Annotated in this window: 17 protein-coding genes and 1 tRNA gene; 6 read left to right on the top strand and 12 right to left on the bottom strand. The window is 68.9% G+C overall.

Annotated elements, in window-relative coordinates; translation table 11 throughout:
- Nucleotides 1–695: 695 nt before the first annotated feature.
- Nucleotides 696–770: transfer RNA gene (locus ACIA8E_RS07930), tRNA-Val, on the bottom strand.
- 200 nt (nucleotides 771–970) lie between these two features.
- Between ACIA8E_RS07930 and ACIA8E_RS07925 the strand changes: the two genes are divergently transcribed.
- The 4 genes from ACIA8E_RS07925 (at nucleotide 971) to ACIA8E_RS07910 (ending at nucleotide 4,084) form a co-directional block, all read left to right on the top strand.
- Nucleotides 971–1,741, top strand: coding sequence for a DUF4097 family beta strand repeat-containing protein (locus ACIA8E_RS07925; RefSeq protein WP_399295660.1), 771 nt, complete (start codon nucleotides 971–973; stop codon nucleotides 1,739–1,741).
- Nucleotides 1,742–1,812: 71 nt separating this feature from the next.
- Complete coding sequence (locus tag ACIA8E_RS07920; RefSeq protein WP_399295658.1) at nucleotides 1,813–3,180, top strand: hypothetical protein; 1,368 nt, start codon at nucleotides 1,813–1,815, stop codon at nucleotides 3,178–3,180.
- A gap of 59 nt (nucleotides 3,181–3,239) precedes the next feature.
- Nucleotides 3,240–3,839 carry a DUF4383 domain-containing protein gene (locus ACIA8E_RS07915; protein WP_399295656.1) on the top strand — a complete coding sequence of 200 codons (600 nt, stop codon included), beginning with the start codon at nucleotides 3,240–3,242 and terminating at the stop codon, nucleotides 3,837–3,839.
- A 29-nt stretch (nucleotides 3,840–3,868) separates the two neighbouring features.
- Nucleotides 3,869–4,084, top strand: coding sequence for a zinc ribbon domain-containing protein (locus ACIA8E_RS07910; RefSeq protein WP_093774534.1), 216 nt, complete (start codon nucleotides 3,869–3,871; stop codon nucleotides 4,082–4,084).
- A 20-nt stretch (nucleotides 4,085–4,104) separates the two neighbouring features.
- Here ACIA8E_RS07910 and ACIA8E_RS07905 read toward each other — a convergent pair whose 3' ends face one another.
- The 4 genes from ACIA8E_RS07905 to ACIA8E_RS07890 form a co-directional block, all read right to left on the bottom strand.
- Nucleotides 4,105–4,764: an O-methyltransferase gene (locus ACIA8E_RS07905; RefSeq protein ID WP_399295654.1), complete on the bottom strand. Its 660-nt coding sequence runs from the start codon at nucleotides 4,762–4,764 to the stop codon at nucleotides 4,105–4,107.
- 54 nt (nucleotides 4,765–4,818) lie between these two features.
- Entirely contained in the window at nucleotides 4,819–5,712 is an 894-nt protein-coding gene (locus tag ACIA8E_RS07900) for an HAD family hydrolase (RefSeq protein ID WP_399296031.1), read from the bottom strand.
- A 68-nt stretch (nucleotides 5,713–5,780) separates the two neighbouring features.
- Nucleotides 5,781–8,318 carry a phosphoribosyltransferase gene (locus ACIA8E_RS07895; RefSeq protein WP_399295652.1) on the bottom strand — a complete coding sequence of 846 codons (2,538 nt, stop codon included), beginning with the start codon at nucleotides 8,316–8,318 and terminating at the stop codon, nucleotides 5,781–5,783.
- A 10-nt stretch (nucleotides 8,319–8,328) separates the two neighbouring features.
- A complete protein-coding gene (locus tag ACIA8E_RS07890; RefSeq protein WP_399295650.1) occupies nucleotides 8,329–9,492 on the bottom strand; it encodes an HpcH/HpaI aldolase/citrate lyase family protein in 1,164 nt (387 codons plus the stop codon).
- Nucleotides 9,493–9,712: 220 nt separating this feature from the next.
- Here ACIA8E_RS07890 and ACIA8E_RS07885 point away from each other — a divergent pair, with 220 nt between their 5' ends.
- A complete protein-coding gene (locus ACIA8E_RS07885) occupies nucleotides 9,713–10,576 on the top strand; it encodes a TerD family protein (RefSeq protein WP_399295648.1) in 864 nt (287 codons plus the stop codon).
- 109 nt (nucleotides 10,577–10,685) lie between these two features.
- Here the strand turns inward: ACIA8E_RS07885 and ACIA8E_RS07880 are convergent, their stop codons facing one another.
- The 6 genes from ACIA8E_RS07880 to ACIA8E_RS07855 all read right to left on the bottom strand — a co-directional run bounded on the left by ACIA8E_RS07880 (nucleotide 10,686) and on the right by ACIA8E_RS07855 (nucleotide 15,370).
- On the bottom strand, nucleotides 10,686–11,420 hold the full coding sequence (locus tag ACIA8E_RS07880) for a Tellurium resistance (protein WP_030925925.1): 735 nt from the start codon (nucleotides 11,418–11,420) through the stop codon (nucleotides 10,686–10,688).
- Between the two features lie 140 nt (nucleotides 11,421–11,560).
- Nucleotides 11,561–12,706, bottom strand: a complete 1,146-nt coding sequence (locus tag ACIA8E_RS07875; protein WP_399295646.1) for a DUF475 domain-containing protein — start codon at nucleotides 12,704–12,706, stop codon at nucleotides 11,561–11,563.
- A 70-nt stretch (nucleotides 12,707–12,776) separates the two neighbouring features.
- Nucleotides 12,777–13,352: a TerD family protein gene (locus ACIA8E_RS07870; protein ID WP_399295644.1), complete on the bottom strand. Its 576-nt coding sequence runs from the start codon at nucleotides 13,350–13,352 to the stop codon at nucleotides 12,777–12,779.
- Nucleotides 13,353–13,538: 186 nt separating this feature from the next.
- Nucleotides 13,539–14,114, bottom strand: a complete 576-nt coding sequence (locus ACIA8E_RS07865) for a TerD family protein (RefSeq protein WP_030925919.1) — start codon at nucleotides 14,112–14,114, stop codon at nucleotides 13,539–13,541.
- A gap of 170 nt (nucleotides 14,115–14,284) precedes the next feature.
- Nucleotides 14,285–14,743 carry a peroxiredoxin gene (locus ACIA8E_RS07860; RefSeq protein WP_277326039.1) on the bottom strand — a complete coding sequence of 153 codons (459 nt, stop codon included), beginning with the start codon at nucleotides 14,741–14,743 and terminating at the stop codon, nucleotides 14,285–14,287.
- A gap of 189 nt (nucleotides 14,744–14,932) precedes the next feature.
- A complete protein-coding gene (locus tag ACIA8E_RS07855; RefSeq protein WP_030925917.1) occupies nucleotides 14,933–15,370 on the bottom strand; it encodes a DUF3052 domain-containing protein in 438 nt (145 codons plus the stop codon).
- A gap of 499 nt (nucleotides 15,371–15,869) precedes the next feature.
- On the opposite strand from ACIA8E_RS07855, the gene aceE reads away from it, so the two are divergent.
- Nucleotides 15,870–18,602: a pyruvate dehydrogenase (acetyl-transferring), homodimeric type gene (gene aceE, locus ACIA8E_RS07850; protein WP_399295641.1), complete on the top strand. Its 2,733-nt coding sequence runs from the start codon at nucleotides 15,870–15,872 to the stop codon at nucleotides 18,600–18,602.
- 82 nt (nucleotides 18,603–18,684) lie between these two features.
- Here the strand turns inward: aceE and ACIA8E_RS07845 are convergent, their stop codons facing one another.
- The gene (locus ACIA8E_RS07845) at nucleotides 18,685–19,098 is read right to left on the bottom strand and encodes a peptidase inhibitor family I36 protein (protein WP_399295639.1); all 414 of its coding nucleotides are present in this window, start codon (nucleotides 19,096–19,098) and stop codon (nucleotides 18,685–18,687) included.
- Nucleotides 19,099–19,153: the final 55 nt, after the last annotated feature.

Here is a 19,153-nt window from a genome sequence, read left to right as displayed (position 1 = left end):
CGGCTCCCGAAACTGAGAGAACCGCTGCTATAACGCCTAGAAATCCAACCATTTGCATTCGATTGGCAATCCGTTGAACTGACTCTGCGCGCAGAGCTCTGTACTCTTCAAGTAAGAGTGCTATGGCCTCGGGCTCTTTTCCGCTCGCGCACAGCCTCGGCGTCGCTTCCGGCGTTGACGGCATGCGCCCTCCCGCTTCGTTGGCGTCTCGGCGGCGATGTCTCTTGCACCGTACCCATCGCGGGGTCGCGCAACGCTGCGGTCGGCGTAGCGGCTTTGGGCTGGAACTGACATAGGGCGAGAGATCGGGGGCCCGCAAAGCTCGCTGCGACTCGGGCAGTTCCTGGCCTGCCCGCAATAGCCCGAAGTGGGCCCCCGATCTTGGAGACTCGCCCCATGGTGGCTGCGTAAAGCCGTGGGGCCGACAGCCCCAGCCGCCCGCCGGCCTCTTCTCCCCAGCACACCGGATCGCTCATGCCCGTACGACCGGCGGGGCCGGGAGCGGAGCGGGGCGAAGACATGAGCGGGCCCCCGGCGGCGAGCCGGGGAGCCCGCAGCAAGCGAAGCGAGCCGTCTTGAACCCGTAGAGAAAGTCTCTACTCGCGCAGCCCACCGCTACGCGATGCGCCTGAGGAACTGCCGTCACTTACTACCGTCAACGCCCCCGCAGCGGGTCGCTGCGGGGGCGTTCTGGCTGGTGGGCGCGGACGGTTTCGAACCGCCGACATCTGCTTTGTAAGAGCAGCGCTCTACCCCTGAGCTACGCACCCGTGGATGAAGGAACAGCCTACATGGCGCATGGCCCATGCTCACAAACGGTTGCCCAGGCCTGCGAAGAGCGGGGGATTCGGGGGATATCCCCACCCCGCATACGGTAGCCGTCCGGATTCACCCCGGGCTGCCGCGCTCCCTACGGTGGTCCCACACCGGTGGGAGAGGCCCCCCGGACCCGGACGGGGGATCGATCACCGTGGCACTCCATACCCGCACTCGCACACTCCTCGCGTCCGTCGGAGCCGTAGTCGTCGCCCTGGGTCTGTCCGGTTGCGGAAGTGCGGATGTGGATGACGCACCGGTCGAGCACAAGTCGTTCGCGTTCGGGGGGAAGTCCCTGACGATCGACTCCGGCAATACGGCCGTGGAGCTCGTACCGGCCGATGTGGACAAGGTCGAGGTGACGCGTCGTGTCGACGGGTGGGTGGTTCTCGGGAACGGGCCCGACGCGCGTTGGACGATGCGGGACGGCAAGCTCACGCTGCGGGTGAAGTGCACGGCGGTCGTCAGCAACTGCGAGGCCCTGCATCAGGTGAAGGTGCCGCGTGGGGTCGCGGTGACGGTGGACGGTGACAACGGCAGGGTCGTCGCTTCCGGGTTCGACACTCCTCTCACGCTCCGCTCCGACAACGGGAAGGTGACCGTCCGTGACTCCAGTGCGCCACTGAAGCTGGAGAGCGACAACGGGGGCGTCGTCACGGAGCGGATCTCCAGCGCGTCCGTCTCCGCGCAGTCGGACAACGGGGAGATCCGGCTCGGGTTCACGGCCGTGCCGGATCGGGTGGACACCGTCAGTGACAACGGTCGGGTGACCATCGAGCTGCCGAAGGGGTCGCAGGCGTACGCGGTGACCGCCGTCGCCGGGAACGGGGACATCTCGGTGCGGGTGCCGCGCAGCGACAGCAGTCCGCACGTGGTGAAGGCACGCAGCGACAACGGGGAAATCACGGTTCGAAGCGCGAACTAACGGGCCCGTGTGTTCGTCCTTACCTGGTGGGAGAATGAACCGGGCAAGGCGATACGGCACGGGAGAGGGATGTGACGGCGACACACGCGCGGCCGCAGGCAAGAGCGGGTGGCAGAACCGCCGTCAGGGACGTCCTCGGATTGATGCTGCTGCCGGTGCCGCTGATCGCCGCGGCATTGCCGGCCTCCTTCGCCGGTGGTGGTACGCGGCGCTGGTTCGGCGGTCGCGGGGAGAGCCAGCGCGCCGACGCGCAGGCGGCGAAGGACGCGGCCGCGGAGGCCTTCTACGAGCTGGACACGGCTCAGCGCGATCTGCAGATCTCGATCGAGACGATCACCGCGGTGGACAGCTCACCCGCCGCGCGGAAGGTCGTGGACGATTTCGCCGCGCTCGGGCGGCGGATCGACGAAGCCAGCCATGCGTACATCACGGCGGTCGACGCCCACGACCTCGATCGCGACGATCTTGAGCCGGCGGTCGCGGCGCGCGCCCGGACGGAGCTGGCCGCCGCCAAGGACGAGCTGGTGCGGGTCAAGGGCGAGCTGGAACGGTTCGCGCAGGGACTCGGCCCGCTCCTGGGGAACGCCGAGACGGAGCTCGCCCGGCTCGCGCCCGCCGTCGAACGGGCGCGACAGGCGCTCCTCGGCGCGAGCAATGCTCTCGACGCGGCGCGCGCGTCCGGACTGCGGGCGGACGATCTCGCCGCCCGCCTGGCGGCCCTCGCCCCCGAACTGACCAAGCTCAACCAGGGCGCCGGCCGGCACGGCGTACCGGAGACGCTGCAGCGCGCCGATCACGTGCTGCGCGGCGCCGAGGCCGTGCGGGCCGAGGCGGCGCAGCTTCCCGAGCGCGCCGCGGAGATCGACCACCGACTGGTGTCGCTGCGCACGCGAGCCCAGGCGCTGACGACGCGTGCTGGCTCGGTGGAGCCGGTGCTGAGCGAGCTGCGGCGGCGGTTCACCGCCGCCTGCTGGCAGGACCTCCAGCCCGTGCCCGAGCAGGCCGCGGTCAATGTGCGGCAGGCCGAGGAGAAGCTCAAGGAGGCCACCAAGGCGCGGGACGAGCAGCGCTGGGCCGATGCGACCTCGCGGCTGTCCACCGTACGGGCCCTGCTGAACGCGACGGACGAGGCCGTGTCCGCGGCCGGTGACCGGCTGCGCCGCCTCGACGACGTGGCCAAGGACCCCCAGCAGGAGATCCAGCGGACCAGGTTCGCCATCCGCGACGCCCAGCGTCTGGCCATGGCGGGGCGCAACACACCCGAGCCGCGCCATGCCCGGCCGCTGGACGATGCCGTGGCCCGGCTGGACCACGCGATCGCCGGGCTGGAGGGTCGCCACCCCGACTACTGGCACTTCCTGACCGAGACCGAAGCCGTGCGGCAGACGGCGGCGCGGGTGGTCTCGGAGATCCGTGAGGAGCGGGGCGCCGGCGGCTGAGCCGAGTTGTCGCGGCCGTGCGCGGGGCGGATCCTGGTGGTATCGCGAAGGAGGGCGCCATGGCCACCCACGCAGTGCATCCCCAGCGGCGACGCGCACAGAGGCCCGCTCGGCGCAGCAGAGCCGCTCGGTTCGACGACCATCTCCCGGTCGATCACCGGCTCAACAGCGTCTACCGCATAGGGGCGGGGTTGATGGGGCTGGTGCTGCTCGCCTTCGGCATCCTGGGACTGATCGACGAGATCGGCTTCTTCAACACGGGCGACGCGACTGTCGCGGGCCTGAACACCAACGGGACGCTCAGCGTCCTCTCCATCTGCGTCGGCCTGCTCCTGTTCGTCGGGATGGTGATCGGCGGCAACTTCGCCTCGACGGTCAACACGGTCCTGGGCGTCGCGTTCATCCTGAGTGGCTTCATCAATCTGGCACTGCTCGAAACCGACTTCAATTTCCTCGCCTTCCGCATGCAGAACGTCCTGTTCAGCTTTGTCGTCGGGCTGATGCTGATGATGTTCGGGATGTACGGAAGGGTCAGCGGCGGGCTCCCGCACGACAACCCGTACTGGCGCGCCCGCCATCCCGACGAGGCCGTCGTGGAACAGCGCCGCGACCGGAGTTCGTCGATGCCGGTTGCCGGCCGGAGCCGTATTACGGGGTAGCCGTGGTGCCCGCCGGTTAGCCTGGTGCCATGCCTCGTTACGAATACCGCTGCCGCTCCTGCGGAGACACGTTCGAACTCAGCCGTCCGATGGCCGAGTCGTCTGCTCCTGCCTCCTGCCCCGCCGGGCACGAGGACACTGTGAAGCTCCTCTCCACGGTGGCCGTGGGCGGGGCGTCGGCCAAGTCCGCGCCCGCCGCGCCGTCGGGCGGCGGCGGCTGCTGCGGTGGAGGCTGCTGCGGCTGACCCGGCCGGGCGGGCGGTCGCTACCGCTTACGGGAGAGGGTCAGTCCGTCCGCCACGGTGAGCATCACGCTGTCCATCCGCGGATCGGCGGCCACATGCTCGTTGAACTCCTTGATGGCCGCTGCTCCGCCGGTCGCCCGTGGGTCGGTCACACCGCCGTGGAACAGCACATTGTCGGTGACGATCAGGCCGCCCCGGCGCATCCGGGGTACCAGCTCTTCCCAGTACGGAATGTAGTTGCCCTTGTCCGCGTCCAGATAGGCCAGATCGATGTGCGGCTCGGAGGGCATCGCTCCCAGGGTGTCGAGAGCGGGGGCGATGCGCAGGTCGATCCGGTCGGCGACGCCTGCCTTCTCCCACGCCTCGCGGCCGTAGGCGGTCCACTCCTCCGAGATGTCGCAGGCGATCAGCCGCCCGTCGGCGGGCAGTGCCTGCGCCATCGCCAGGGCCGAGAACCCGGTGAACGTCCCGACCTCGACGATGTGCCGGGCACCCGTCAGCCGTACGAGGAAGGCGAGCAGTGGGCCCTGCTCCTCGGCGGACTGCATCCCCGCCTGTTCGGGAAGGTGCGCGTACGTGGTCGCGACGAGTTCGCGCTGTACCGCGTCGAGCGCCGGGTTGTGCGCCAGCATGTACGCGTACAGCTCGTCCGTGATCTTGGTTTCGTTTCCCTTGCTCATCGCGCACTCCCTCTGTGCCTGCCGGGCAGACCGGTCACCTGCCCGGCACGCTGGTCACCTGCCGGGCAGACCGGTCACGGCCTCGGGTACCACTGTTCCCTGCCGGAGACGCTGCTGCGGGACGGCAGCCCGAAGGAAACGCCGGAGGATCTCCTCACCCGCCGCCACACCGTTCTCCGTCAGTACGTCGATGTGCGGGGCGCTCCAGCCGGTGTCGGCGAGTTCGCCGTGGCCGGGGCGCCAGGCGTGGTCCGCGGCGAGCAGCAGATCGGCGTCGAGGAGCGAGTCACCGGCCGCGAGGGTGAGCGTGGCACCGGCGCGGCGGGCGGCTTCGTTCATCGCGGCGCTCTTGGTGAGCGGCTTGGGCACGGCGTAGATCTTGCGGCCCTGGAGGGACACGGTCCAGCCACGGGGTTCCGCCCACTCGGCCAGCTCCCTCACCCAGCCCGCGGGCAGCAGCGAGCGTTCGACGACGAGATAGGCGAAGAGGTCCTCGGCGACCCGTTCCTTGAGGAGCCAGGCAGGGTCCGCAGCGGCGGCGAGGTGGGCGCGGACTTCGGCGAGCGAGGCGCACTCGTCGGCGAGCCGGCGGGCCACCTGTGTCTGCCAGCCGGGGTCGGACACCCCGTCGACCAGGAGGTGTCCACCGTTGGCGCAGATGGCGAACTTCGGTGCGGGGCCGGGGAGCCTGATGCGGTGGTACTGCTCACGGGTGCGGGTGGTCGTGGGCACGAAGACCGTGGTGCGGGCCAGCTCGTCGAGGAGTGCGGCGGCCGTCTCCGTGACATAGGAGAGCGGCTTGTGGCCGTACACCTCGACGCAGAGCAGCCGGGGGGCTTCGGCGTCCGCCATGGAGAGCTGGAGCGCCGCCGCCGAGTAGATGAGGGTGCGGTCGAGGTCGCTGGCGACCAGCGTCACGGGGCCGGCCGGAGCGGTCGGGGCGGCCATGGGGGCCGGGGCGGCCGCGGGCGTCGGGATGGTCACGGAGCCCGGGGCGGTCAGGGAGTTCGGGGTGGTCACTGCGACGCCACCGCCTTGCCGTCCGCTCCCGTCGCTCCCCGGGTGTACTTCGGGTGGATCAGTCCGACGCAGGTGTACGGGAGTTCGTCGACCTCTTCGACCGGCACTCCGCGCTGTTCGGCCAGCAGTCTGATGTGCTCGAGGTCGGCGCCGGCGCCGCGCTTGGCGAGGATCTTCCACGGGACGCGTCGCAGCAGTACACGTGTGGTCTCGCCGACGCCCGGCTTGACCAGGTTCACATCGTGGATGCCGTACTCCTCGCTGATGCGCTCGACGGCCGCCCAGCCGTCCCAGGTCGGGGCGCGGTCCGCGGCGAGCAGCTCCTTGACCTCGGCGTCCACTGCGTCGACGACCTCGTCGAAGTACTCGGCGACGGTGTCGAGGAAGTGGCCGGACACATCGGCGTCCGCCAGCTCCCGGTAGAACTTCGCGCCGTGGAAGTCATGCGGGCCGACCAGGTCGGAACGGAGCACCGTGCGCGAAATCAGTCCGGAGACGGTGGAGTTGAGGCAGGCGGACGGGATGAGGAAGTCCTCGCGGGTGCCGTAGGTGCGGACGCAGCCGCCCGGGTCGGCCAGGACCGCGATCCCGGGATCGAAGCCCTCGAACTCGGCGAGCGCCGCCGACAGTTCACGGGTGATCGCCCCCTTGCCGGTCCAGCCGTCGACGAAGACGACGTCCGCCGGGTTGTGGTGGGCGGCCAGCCAGCGCAGGGCGTTGGCGTCGATGCCCCGTCCGCGCACGATGGAGACGGCGTAGTGCGGCAGATCGAGTCCGTGCCGGTGCTGCGCCCAGCGGCGCATCAGCACACCGACCGGGGTTCCGGCCCGGGCGAGGGAGACGAGAACGGGACGGGGGCTGCGCTCGGCGAGAACCGTCTCGGTGACGGTGCCGACGGCCCGTGCGATGCGGGCGGCCGACAGGTCCAGGGCCGCCTTGAACAGGTCCTGATACTCGGCGGACGGCTGGTATTCGACGGGCAGCGACTCGGCGTAGTGCGCGCCACCGCTCTGTATCGCTTCCTCGCGCTCCTCGGTGGGCGCCTCCAGCTCGGTGTCCGAGAGGTCCTGGAGCAGCCAGCCGACGTCGTCCGGCTCGTAGGAGGAGAAGACGGGGCCGCGAAGGGGCTCGGACAGCATGGGGTGTTCCTGCCGTTCGGGGGCGGGTGAGGGGGCGTACGGGACGTACGAGGGGACGACGGCCAGCAGGACATGGGCGGTGTGCGTGGCGAGCTCTGCCAGCAGGCCGCCGGGGGCGTGCAGCTCCGGGGTGTCGGCAGTGGAGTCGACGACCACCACCACCGCGTCGAAGCCGGCGCCCGCGACGTTGTAGGCGAAGCGCTCGCCAGGGCCGTCGGCCGGGTTGTCGTGGGCCGGGAAGACCAGACGGCTGCGTATCGCGTAGCCGGGGTCGTCGACGGCGAGAACGGGGGAACGCGTGGTGGTCGAGTACCGCACCTCGGCGTCGGTGTGGTCCTCCAGGGCCGTGCCGAGCCGGAGCGGTGCGTACATCAGCTCCTCGAAGCCGAGGACCAGTACGCGGCGGGCGTCGCCGTCCAGGGCGTCGGCGATGCGGGCGGCCATGGCCGGAAGGGCCGATTCCAGGGTCGCGCGATGTGCGGGGGTGAAGCCGTGCCGGCCGCCGTCGGGCACCCCGGCCGGCCACTCCAGCTCGACTCGGGTGCAGAAGGTGCCGGCCTCTCGCCCCGGTACCGACGATCCGGCCCCGGCAGCTGCGCCGCCGCCGCTTGCCTCGGCGGCCCGCTCATGGGCGGCGACCAGCGCCTGCCCCTTCTCCAGGACGCCGTCCGGGAGGCGGACCGTGCCCGTTCCCCTCGCCACCAGGTCGACACGTGCGCCGATCTCCGCGGCGAACTCGGTCAGGCGTCCGCGGTCGGCCGGCGACCGCATGTCCACCAGGGCCACGATCACGTACCGGTCGCGCGGGTACAGCTCGTGCAGCGCGCGGATCGTGTTGAGCACGGTGTTGCCCGTGGAGAACTCGTCGTCCACCAGCACGAGCGGCTCAACCGCCCGCCCGCTCCCACCGCCGGTCCCGAGCAGCGTCGGGTCCTCCGGCAGCAGCAGATGCGAGGTCGCGTGCGAGTGCGACTCCTCGAAGCCGCCCGCCCGGACGACGCCCTCGACCGGGCGGCGCGTCGAGTGGAGGTACGGCGCCACTCCCAGCCCGTCGGCGACCGCGTGGCCGAGACCGGTGGCAGTCTCCGCGTACCCGAGGACGACCGACCGGCGCGCCAGCGCCTCCCCGAGGAGCTCGCGCACCCGCAGGCCGAGTTCGAAGCCGGCCCCGTAGACCACGGACGGCCTCTGCGGCACATGCTTGCCCAGCACATTGGAGACGAGCAGATGGGCCCGCTTGGGGTTGCGGCGCAGAGCGAGGCCCAGCAGCTCCCGGAGCTCCCCGTCGCCTCCGGGCGCCCCGTTGCCGACGAGCTCGACGCCCAGTCGCTCCGCCACCCAGCTACCCGACCACACCACGTTCGCCGTCTCTTTCCTTGCTGCGCGCTCGCTCATCGAGACGCGCTCATTCCGCGAGACCCGCGGCCAGCAGATCCACGAACCCGACGTCTTCCTTCGCCACGCCGAAGACCTCGGCCCGCAGCAGCGTGCGCTCGGCCCAGGCCCGGTGGGGCTTCACTTCGTTCATCTTGTTCGTATACGCGGAGCGCATCACTCCACCGCCTCCCCGCTCCGGCCGCAGGATGTCCTGTGCATCGCTGAACTCCTCATGGCTGACCACGGACAGTGCGTGGACGGGCGCGACGTGTGACGGGTGGATGCAGGTCTTGCCGAGCAGCCCGTTGGCCCGGTCGAGCTCGATCTCCCGCAGCAGCCCGTCCAGGTCATGCTCGATCAGCTCCGTGCGCAGCTCCTCGGCCCGGCCCTCCAGGAAGGGGCTGCGACGCAGCTGCGGCTTGAACATGCGCTCCTGAAGTCGGAAGTACTCCCACACCGGGCCGGTGATGGTGAAGCCGGTGCCGTCCGCCCGGCCCAGCACATTGACCACGTCGGCGATGACCGCGGCGACGAGCTGCACGTCGTACGCCGTCATGTCCGGCGCCCTGCGCAGTCCGTACGCCGAGCAGAAGTCGGTGACCCCGAGCCGCAGCGCGAGCACCCGGTCCCGGTACCTGTCCACGGTACGGGCGATTCCCTGCAGCGTCTCGCCGCGGGACTCCAGATGCAGCAGTTCCGGGGATTCGAGGACGGGCATCGCGAAGAGCCGCCGGCTCGTAGCCGTCTCGGCCTTGGTGAGTGCCTCCATGAACGGCACACCACGCTCTTCCGTGAACTTCGGAAGTACAAAACCGGACAACAATCGGGCGGAGCTGCCGAGCCGGTTCACCAGGTCCGTTATCTGCTCCGGCTCGCGGACCCGGATGAAGAGCAGCGGCACCTCGGTGCCGCGCGCCGCGAGGGCGGTGAACTGCCTGACCAGGTTCTCCTCGGCCTCCGCCACCTCGGAGTCGTCGATCGAGTCCTCCAGGCACAGCACCATCGAGACGACACCGCGCCCGGCCTGTTTGATGATGTCGTCCGCGAGCCGCGGCCGGGTGGCCGGGGAGTAGAGGGTGGCGCCCAGGGCGGCCGAAAGCATGCGGGCGGGTGAGCCCGCACCGAATTCGCCCGGCTCCCGATGGAACAGGCCCTTCCGCGCAGCGGGCGAGATGTGCCCGAAATGCCGCATATATTTCCCCCGTACTGCCTGGCCGGCCGGACAACGCATGGCCGGTAATAGTACGTAAAGACTGGTGTCGACAGTTCCCTGCGTGCATGAATTTCGGGTAACTCGTCCATTTCCCGACGGTTCCGCAAGGCGCGGGGGGCGTGGTTCCGACGCGATGCCGAGACATGGGTTGCGACCCCCGCGTTGTCTGCGCGGGCAGGCAGCAGGCAGGATGACCGCCATGACGCACGCGATGCTGAAGGGCTCGAACGTCCCCCTCGATGCCACGGCCGTACGGGCCGTGCTGCGCTGGACCCCGGGCGCCGGGGTCCCCGACGTGGACGCTTCGGCCCTGCTTCTCGGCACCGGTGGCCATGTGCGCTCAGACGAGGACTTCGTCTTCTACAACCAGCCCAGGCACCCTTCCGGCCTGGTACGACGGCTGCCGAAACGCAGTGTCGCCGAGGGGCTGACCGACACCATCGAGGCCGACCTGGGCGCACTCGACCCCTCGGTCGAGCAGGTGGTCATCGCCGCGTCCTCGGACGGCGCCGCCTTCCAGCAGGTCCGCGATCTGCGCATCCTGCTGTACGACGCGGGCTCGGCGGGCGGGGATCCGCTCGCCGTGTTCGATGTGCGGCCGGAGACCGGCGAGGAGACCGCGATCATCTGCGGTGAGCTCTACCGGCGCGGCGATGGCTGGAAATTCAGGGCGGTCGGCCAGGGCTACCCGACGGGTCTGGTGGGCCTCGCGACCGCGTTCGGCATCTCGGTCGACGAGGCGGAGGCCGCGGCCGAGCCCGATGCGGTCGGTTCGCCCAGCCCTTCGCCAGCCTCGGCTGCCGCACCGCCCGCCCCCGCGTTTCCCCCCGCGCCCGGCCCCGACCCGCAGGCCACGGTCCAGCACCAGCAGCCCGCGTACGGCTACCCGCAGCGGACAGCGGTTCCAGCGCCCGCCCCGGCTCCCCAGCCGGCCTATGGCTACCCGCAGCCGGCCGCCGCACAGCCCGCGTACGGGTATCCACAGCCCGCGGCGGCTGCGCAGCCCGCCCCGGACCCGAATTTCGTCCTGCCGCCGCAGGGCCCGCAGTTCGTCCGGGCCTGACCGGCCCGGCGCCGAGGCCGGATCCCCGTCCGAGGACCGGCAATCGGTCTCGGCCGGGACCCAGGACCGGCACTCAGGTCTCAGACCCGGCTGTCAAGGACAGGCGGCCTCAGGCGCGTGACTTGTAGCCTCGGCCCCACTGCATCCCCCAGCCGTACAGCCGGTCCAGCTCCGACTGGAAGCCGTAGACGAATTTCACCTCGCGCCGCACGATCAGCTCGTCCTTGACGTTCTCGACGGTGAACACGGCGCACGAGCGGGCCTGCGGGGCTCTCTCGTCGAGCTCGATCTCGATCCTCGGCCCGTTGCCCGGGTAGAGCGTCACCTTGGCGTGCGTACGGTCGAAGGCCGGCGTCTGGTCGTAGATGTAGACGAAGAACAGCAGCCGCTTGATCTGGTCCCGCTGGTCGAGGTTGACGTACACGGTCTCCCCCGACGGCGCCCCGAAGCGGTCGTCCCCGCTGAGCCTGATGTACGGCGGCCCGTTCAGGTCGCCGATCAGGTTGCCCAGCGGCTGCACGACGCCCTTCGTGCCGTCCTTCAGCTCGTACATGCAGCCCAGGTCCAGGTCGACGTTGACCACGCCCTGGGTGTGGGCCTGGACCACATCGGGCTGGAAGAGCTTGAACGGCCGCAGCAGCCGGCCGCTCTGCCGCGATCGGCCCTCGATGTCGGACGTACGCATCCGCCAGGAGAGATTGACCCGGAGGTTGCCGGTCAGCGCGCCCTGCTTGGTCAGCGAGACCGTGGCGTGCCGCTTGGAGAGCACGATGGAGTTGGTCGCCGCGTTGCCCGACTCGAACTGCGCTTCGCGCCTCGGCCACAGGCCGTCCCAGAACGCCATCCCCAACCCCCACACGTCTCGGTACTGCCCGGCCCCGCGCGCATCACTGCGGGGCGGCCCCCGGGCCGGCTCCGGGTGTCCCCGGAGAACCGTCGCCGTACGGACCGCCCCGCTGAGAGCGTTCCTCAATCCCTACCGGGTCACACCCCTGACGGGACTTCCGCCTTGGAGCCCGAGTTGTCGTCGCCGCCTCCGGCCTCCAGCGCCTTGTTGCGCCGGACCGAGGACCAGAAGGACCAGGCGATCAGCACGACGCCGACGAGGCCGGTGATGATCTCGTTGATCTGGTACTGGATGGTGACGAGCAGGATGACGGACAGCGCGCCGATCGCGTAGTGCGCGCCGTGCTCCAGGTAGACGTAGTCGTCGAGGGTGCCCTGACGGACCAGGTAGACCGTGAGCGACCGGACGTACATGGCGCCGATACCGAGGCCGAGGGCCATCAGCACGATGTTGTTGGTGATGGCGAAAGCGCCGATGACGCCGTCGAACGAGAAGGACGCGTCGAGCACCTCGAGGTAGAGGAACATGAAGAACGCGGCCTTGCCGGAGAGGACGACCGCGGAGAGCTTCTTGCCGCTCTTCCTGGCCTCTTCCTCGGCCTCGTGCTCGCGCTCCTCCTCTTCCTCGAGCTTGTTCTCGAAGTAGCTGGAGAGACCGCCGACGATGAGGTACGTGATCAGACCCGCGACACCCGCGAGCAGAACGGTCTCCGCCTTGTCCGCATGACCGCCGCCGTGCTGGTGCGCCTGGGTCGCGAAGGTCATGGCCGAGATCAGCAGCACGATGAGCGCGATGCAGACCGACAGCATGTCGACCTTGCCGAGCTTGGCGAGCGGACGCTCGATCCAGCGCAGCCACTGGATGTCACGCTCCTCGAAGATGAAGTCGAGGAAGATCATCAGCAGGAACATGCCACCGAAGGAGGCAATCGCCGGGTGGGCGTCCGTGACCAGTTCCTGATAGCGGTCGGGCTGGTTGAACGAGAGATCGACCGCCTCGATGGGACCCAACTTGGCGGTGATGGCCACGATCACGACGGGGAAGACCAGCCGCATACCGAAGACCGCGATGAGGACACCGATCGTGAGGAAGATCTTCTGCCAGAAGGCATTCATCTTCTTCAGGATTCCGGCGTTGACCACCGCGTTGTCGAAGGACAGCGAAATCTCGAGGACGGAGAGGATCGCGACCACCCCGAGGGCCTCCCACCCCCCGTAGAACACCGCTGCGACCAGGCCGAGCGCGGTAATCGCGAACGACCAGCCGAAGGTTTTCAGAAGCACTGGCTACCCCATCGTGTAAGTACGGGTCTCCCCCGGGTGTGTGCGGGGCTCCCCCGCGCCGTGCGCGGCTTTACGAAACGTTGACCCCGAAGTCTAGAGCGATGCCGCGCAGCCCCGACGCGTACCCCTGTCCCACCGCACGGAACTTCCATTCGCCGCTGTACCGGTAAAGCTCACCGAAGATCATCGCGGTCTCTGTCGAGGCGTCCTCGCTGAGGTCGTAGCGCGCGAGTTCCTGGCCGTCCGCCTGGTTCACCACACGGATGAACGCATTGCTGACCTGGCCGAACGTCTGCCCGCGGTTGTCGGCCTCATGGATCGAGACCGGAAAAACGATCTTGTCGCAGTGGGCGGGCACCTGCGTGAGGTTCACGATGACCGACTCGTCGTCGCCCTCGCCCTCACCGGTGAGGTTGTCGCCAGTGTGCTCCACGGAGCCGTCGGGGCTCGTGAGGTTGTTGTAGAAGACGAACCACTCGTCGCCCAGCACCCGGCCCGACTGGCACAGCAGCGCGCTGGCGTCGAGGTCGAAGTCGGCTCCGGTGGTGGATCGCGCGTCCCAGCCGAGGCCGACGAGCACCTGGGTGAGGTTGGGTGCGGCCTTGGAGAGGGAGACATTGCCTCCCTTGGCGAGCGTGACGCCCATGGTGTGTGTCCTCCCCGAGTCGATGAACCGTCTGTCAGTGACCGTCTATCGATGAACCGTCCGTCGACGGACCGTCTGTTGTGCGCGTCCGGCGCCGCACTGGGTGCGGCGCCGGACGGGGACGTGCCGGGCGTGGCCCGGCAGTGCCTTCGCAGGCGCCGCCCGGTCACGCCTTCTGGGCCGTGCTCAGACGTTGACGCCGAAGTCCTGCGCGATGCCGCGCAGGCCCGATGCGTAACCCTGACCGATGGCACGGAACTTCCACTCCGCACCGTTGCGGTACAGCTCGCCGAAGACCATGGCGGTCTCCGTCGACGCGTCCTCGCTCAGGTCGTACCGCGCGAGCTCGCTGTTGTCGGCCTGGTTGACCACGCGGATGTACGCGTTGCGCACCTGGCCGAAGCTCTGCTGGCGGGACTCGGCCTCATAGATCGAGACCGGGAAGACGATCTTGTCGACATCGGCCGGAACGCCGGCCAGGTTCACCTTGATGACCTCGTCGTCGCCCTCGCCCTCACCGGTGAGGTTGTCACCGGTGTGCTCGACGGAGCCGTCGGGGCTCTTGAGGTTGTTGAAGAAGACGAAATTCCCGTCGTTGCCGACCTTGCCCGCCGCGTTCGTCAGCAGGGCGCTGGCGTCGAGGTCGAAGTCTCCGCCGGTGGTGGTACGGGCATCCCAGCCGAGACCGACGATGACCGCGGTCAGGTTGGGCGCGGCCTTGGTCAGCGAGACGTTGCCGCCTTTGCTGAGGCTGACTCCCACGAGTCCTCCCATTGGTTTCATTAGAGGCCGACAGGCGCCGGCGCCTCCATCGTGCGTTGGCATCGGATCAACGAGTGGATCCTAGTGACCGGTTCCCGGCCAAAACAGGCTTTTGGCCGGGAGGCCGGGAGATCGCCCGGATCGTCGACGGAAGATCCGCCGAACCCGGCTCAGATCGCGTCGAGGGCCTTGATGTAGTCGTTGAGGTCGCGCGCGTCGGGCAGGCCGTTGACGACGGTCCAGCGCACCACGCCCTCCTTGTCGATGATGAAGGTGCCGCGCACCGCACAGCCCTTCTCCTCGTCGAAGACGCCGTAGGCCCGCGAGGTCTCGCCGTGCGGCCAGAAGTCCGAGACCAGCGGGTACTCGAGGCCCTCCTGCTCGGCGAAGACACGAAGGGTGTGGATGGAGTCGTTGGAGACGGCGAGGAGCTGTGTGTCGTCGTTCTCGAACTTCGGCAGTTCGTCGCGGAGGGCGCAGAGCTCACCCGTGCACACGCCGGTGAAGGCGAACGGGTAGAACAGCAGGACCACGTTCTTCTCGCCGCGGAAGTCGGAGAGCTTCACGGTCCGGCCGTGGTTGTCCTTGAGCTCGAAATCCGGGGCCTTGGTGCCGACCTCGATCGCCATGGATACGCGTCCCTTCACTGCTTCACCGGGCTGGGCTGTCCGGGTGGACTCCCACCCTACGCAGAGCCCTCCCGCAGGGCCCTCGGCGGGCCACGCGCCGCCCGCGTACCGACGCCGGCGGGCCTGCTCCCGGGCATACGAAGACCCCCGCCGGTGCACGACCGGCGGGGGCCTCGTGGTGAGTGCGGTTCAGCGCTTGGCTTTGGCCGACTTCGGGGTGACAAGACGGCTGCCCGTCCAGTCCTTGCCCGCATTGATGCTCTTGGTCTGGGAAAGACCGGCTGTCTGTGCAGCCTCGTTGATGTCGCTCGGTTCGACGTATCCCTCGCGGCCGGTCTTCGGCGTCATCAGCCAGACCGCACCGCCGTCCTCGATCAGACCAATGGCATCCACCAGCGCGTCCGTAAGGTCGCCGTCCTCGTCGCGGAACCAGAGCAGAACGACGTCAGCGACGTCGTCGTAGTCCTCATCGACGAGTTCCTGGCCGGTAGTGGCCTCAATGCCCTCACGGAGCTCCTGCTCGACGTCGTCGTCGTAGCCGATCTCCTGGACCACCTGTCCGGGCTCGAACCCCAGCCGTGCAGCCGAGTTGGTCCGTTCCTCCGCGTGGTCCGCGGTCGCGCTCACGGGTTGCCTCCTGATCATGTTTCGGAAAATGCTTCAGCCACGCGCGTGCGCGGGGCGTTGGCCGTAGTCCACACGGGCGCGGCGGATCGCGCAAGTACCCAGCGTGCGAGACCGCCTAAACGGTGACGTTCCCTGCCACGTCGCCGCACGATCGGCATGTCCCTTGCGGGGCCCGACGCTGCCGTCCACACCCTTTACGTGCTTGAACAGCATTACGTCCTTGAACAGCTTATGCCGTTTCGGTCCGCCAATCGGAGCTGAACAGCGTTTGGGAACGCTTGGACGGGTTGGGCGTATGGTTGCGGTTTGGTCCCACCCGTCCGCCGGACCGTCCTCGCGCACCGGACGTGATGTCCCACAACCTGACGGTTACCCCTGGGTAGAGATGACGTTTGCGTCCTCGCGGTACACGATGGTGATGACGTACATGCATACATCCCGGGGGGCATGCCCCCGTTGTCAGGCCCCGTAGAGCACCACCGAACAGCGAAGGAACAGCGTGGCTTCCGGATCCGATCGCAACCCGATCATCATTGGCGGCCTTCCGAGCCAGGTCCCGGATTTCGATCCCGAAGAAACCCAGGAATGGCTCGACTCCCTCGACGCCGCCGTCGACGAGCGCGGGCGCGAGCGGGCCCGCTACCTGATGCTCCGGCTCATCGAGCGCGCGCGCGAGAAGCGTGTCGCCGTGCCGGAGATGCGCAGCACGGACTACGTGAACACGATCGCCACGAAGGACGAGCCGTTCTTCCCCGGCGACGAGGAGATCGAGCGCAAGGTCCTCAACGCGACGCGCTGGAACGCGGCCGTGATGGTGTCGCGCGCCCAGCGTCCGGGGATCGGCGTCGGCGGCCACATCGCCACGTTCGCCTCCTCCGCCTCGCTGTACGACGTGGGCTTCAACCACTTCTTCCGGGGCAAGGACGACGGCCTCGGCGGCGACCAGATCTTCTTCCAGGGGCATGCCTCCCCCGGTATCTACGCCCGCGCGTTCCTCCTCGACCGGCTGAGCGAGGCGCAGCTCGACGCCTTCCGCCAAGAGAAGTCGAAGGCGCCGAACGGCCTGTCCAGCTACCCGCACCCGCGGCTGATGCCGGACTTCTGGGAGTTCCCGACCGTCTCGATGGGCCTCGGTCCGCTGGGCGCGATCTACCAGGCCCGGATGAACCGGTACATGGAGGCGCGCGGCATCGCCGACACCTCCCAGTCGCACGTCTGGGCGTACCTCGGTGACGGCGAGATGGACGAGCCCGAGTCACTCGGCCAGCTCTCCATCGCCGCCCGTGAGGGCCTGGACAACCTGACCTTCGTGGTCAACTGCAACCTGCAGCGCCTCGACGGCCCGGTGCGCGGCAACGGCAAGATCATCCAGGAGCTGGAGTCGCAGTTCCGCGGTGCCGGCTGGAATGTCATCAAGCTGGTCTGGGACCGGTCCTGGGACCCGCTGCTGGCGCAGGACCGCACGGGCATCCTGGTCAACAAGCTGAACACCACGCCGGACGGCCAGTTCCAGACGTACGCCACCGAGTCCGGCGCGTACATCCGTGAGCACTTCTTCGGGGACGACCCGCGGCTGCGCGACATGGTCAAGGACATGACCGACGACCAGGTCCTGCACCTGGGCCGCGGCGGTCACGACCACAAGAAGGTCTACGCGGCGTACGCGGCTGCCAAGGCCCACAAGGGCCAGCCGACGGTGATCCTCGCGCAGACGGTCAAGGGCTGGACGCTCGGACCGAACTTCGAGGGCCGCAACGCGACCCACCAGATGAAGAAGCTCACGGTCGAGGACCTCAAGCGGTTCCGCGACCGGCTGCACATCCCGATCACGGACAAGCAGCTGGACGAGGGCTACCCGCCGTACTACCACCCGGGTCGCGACTCGGAAGAGATCCAGTACATGCACGACCGCCGCAAGGGTCTGGGCGGCTACGTCCCGACCCGCGTGGTGCGCGCGAAGCCACTGGTCCTCCCCGAGGACAAGACGTACGCGACCGCGAAGAAGGGTTCGGGCCAGCAGTCGATCGCCACGACCATGGCGTTCGTCCGCATCCTGAAGGACCTCATGCGGGACAAGGAGATCGGCAAGCGTTTCGTGCTGATCGCGCCCGACGAGTACCGCACCTTCGGAATGGACGCGTTCTTCCCGAGCGCGAAGATCTACAACCCGCTGGGCCAGCAGTACGAGGCGGTGGACCGTGATCTGCTGCTCGCCTACAAGGAGTCGCCGACCGGTCAGATGCTGCACGACGGCATCTCCGAGGCCGGCTGCACGGCGTCGCTGATCGCCGCGGGTTCGGCGTACGCCACGCACGGCGAGCCGCTGATCCCGGTGTACGTCTTCTACTCGATGTTCGGTTTCCAGCGCACCGGTGACCAGTTCTGGCAGATGGCCGACCAGCTCGCACGCGGCTTCGTACTGGGTGCGACCGCCGGCCGCACGACGCTGACCGGTGAGGGACTGCAGCACGCGGACGGCCACTCGCAGCTGCTCGCCTCGACGAACCCGGGCTGTGTCGCCTACGACCCGGCCTTCGGGTACGAGATCGCGCACATCGTCAAGGACGGTCTGCGCCGGATGTACGGCGAGAACAGCGAGGACGTCTTCTACTACCTCACCGTCTACAACGAGCCGATCCAGCACCCGGCCGAGCCGGAGAACGTGGACGTCGAGGGCATCCTCAAGGGTGTGTACCGCTTCAAGAGCGGCGAGCGGGGCATGATCCCGGCCCAGATCATGGCGTCCGGTGTGGCGGTCCCGTGGGCGGTCGAGGCGCAGCAGATCCTCGCCGACGAGTGGAACGTCAAGGCGGACGTCTGGTCGGCGACCTCCTGGAACGAGCTGCGCCGCGAGGCCGTGGAGGTGGAGCAGTACAACCTGCTGCACCCGGAGGAGGAGCTGCGCGTCCCGTACGTCACGCAGAAGCTCTCCGGCTCCGAGGGCCCGTTCGTGGCGGTCTCGGACTGGATGCGTTCCGTGCCGGACCAGATCGCACGCTGGGTCCCCGGCGCGTACCAGTCGCTGGGTGCGGACGGCTTCGGCTTCGCCGACACACGTGGCGCGGCCCGCCGGTTCTTCCACATCGACGCGCAGTCGATCGTCCTCGCGGTGCTCACCGAGCTCGCGAAGGAGGGCCGGATCGACCGTTCGGTGCTGAAGACGGCGATCGACCGGTACGAGCTCCTGGATGTGGCAGCGGCCGAACCCGGCGCGGCCGGCGGCGACGCGTAGGCACGACCGGCGGACAAGCCAGTCGAAGGGCGGCGGACCTCCTGGTCCGCCGCCCTTCGGCGTTCCCCGTTCGGCCCTGCGGTCAGTTCTCCCAGATCTTGAATGCCCTGACCTGGTACGGGGACTGCGGCACCCAGGTCCCGCAGCCCGGATACGTCTCGAACTCGCCGGTCTCGGCGCACTCCGCGGACTGATAGGTGGTGACGGGACGGCCGGTGCGGTTGGCGAGTGCCTGGACCTTGCTGCCCGTCGGCAGCGGGACACAGCTCTCGATGGCAGTGCCGGACAGTTCATGGATCTGCCGGGCGCCGGTGAAGTCCGGCTTCGCCCAGAAGCAGAGCTGACCGCTCCCGCATGCCCCGAGGCGGAGCGGTGTCGCGTGCGCGGCCGGAGCTGGCTGTGGCGTCGAAGCGGCCCGTGCGGTCTGCGACGCCGAAGCGGCCGCCGGGATCAGTGCGCTGGCGGCCAGTACGGCGGCAAGGACGGTCGTACGCATATCAATCAACCCCCGTGGTGGTGTGGATCAGTTGCACGCACCCTGACCTGCGGGA

The organism is Streptomyces sp. NPDC051664, from assembly GCF_044453545.1.
Lineage (GTDB): Bacteria > Actinomycetota > Actinomycetes > Streptomycetales > Streptomycetaceae > Streptomyces.
This window is presented reverse-complemented; position numbering and strand designations above follow the sequence as displayed.

Coding starts and splice junctions, on each gene's coding strand:
- ACIA8E_RS07860 (WP_277326039.1), bottom strand. CDS start 14,743: ATGGCGATCGAGGTCGGCACCAAGGCCCCGGATTTCGAGCTCAAGGAC.
- ACIA8E_RS07910 (WP_093774534.1), top strand. CDS start 3,869: ATGCCTCGTTACGAATACCGCTGCCGCTCCTGCGGAGACACGTTCGAA.
- ACIA8E_RS07895 (WP_399295652.1), bottom strand. CDS start 8,318: ATGAGCGAGCGCGCAGCAAGGAAAGAGACGGCGAACGTGGTGTGGTCG.
- ACIA8E_RS07880 (WP_030925925.1), bottom strand. CDS start 11,420: ATGGCGTTCTGGGACGGCCTGTGGCCGAGGCGCGAAGCGCAGTTCGAG.
- ACIA8E_RS07885 (WP_399295648.1), top strand. CDS start 9,713: ATGACGCACGCGATGCTGAAGGGCTCGAACGTCCCCCTCGATGCCACG.
- ACIA8E_RS07845 (WP_399295639.1), bottom strand. CDS start 19,098: ATGCGTACGACCGTCCTTGCCGCCGTACTGGCCGCCAGCGCACTGATC.
- ACIA8E_RS07915 (WP_399295656.1), top strand. CDS start 3,240: ATGGCCACCCACGCAGTGCATCCCCAGCGGCGACGCGCACAGAGGCCC.
- ACIA8E_RS07905 (WP_399295654.1), bottom strand. CDS start 4,764: ATGAGCAAGGGAAACGAAACCAAGATCACGGACGAGCTGTACGCGTAC.
- ACIA8E_RS07870 (WP_399295644.1), bottom strand. CDS start 13,352: ATGGGCGTCACGCTCGCCAAGGGAGGCAATGTCTCCCTCTCCAAGGCC.
- ACIA8E_RS07900 (WP_399296031.1), bottom strand. CDS start 5,712: ATGGCCGCCCCGACCGCTCCGGCCGGCCCCGTGACGCTGGTCGCCAGC.
- ACIA8E_RS07890 (WP_399295650.1), bottom strand. CDS start 9,492: ATGCGGCATTTCGGGCACATCTCGCCCGCTGCGCGGAAGGGCCTGTTC.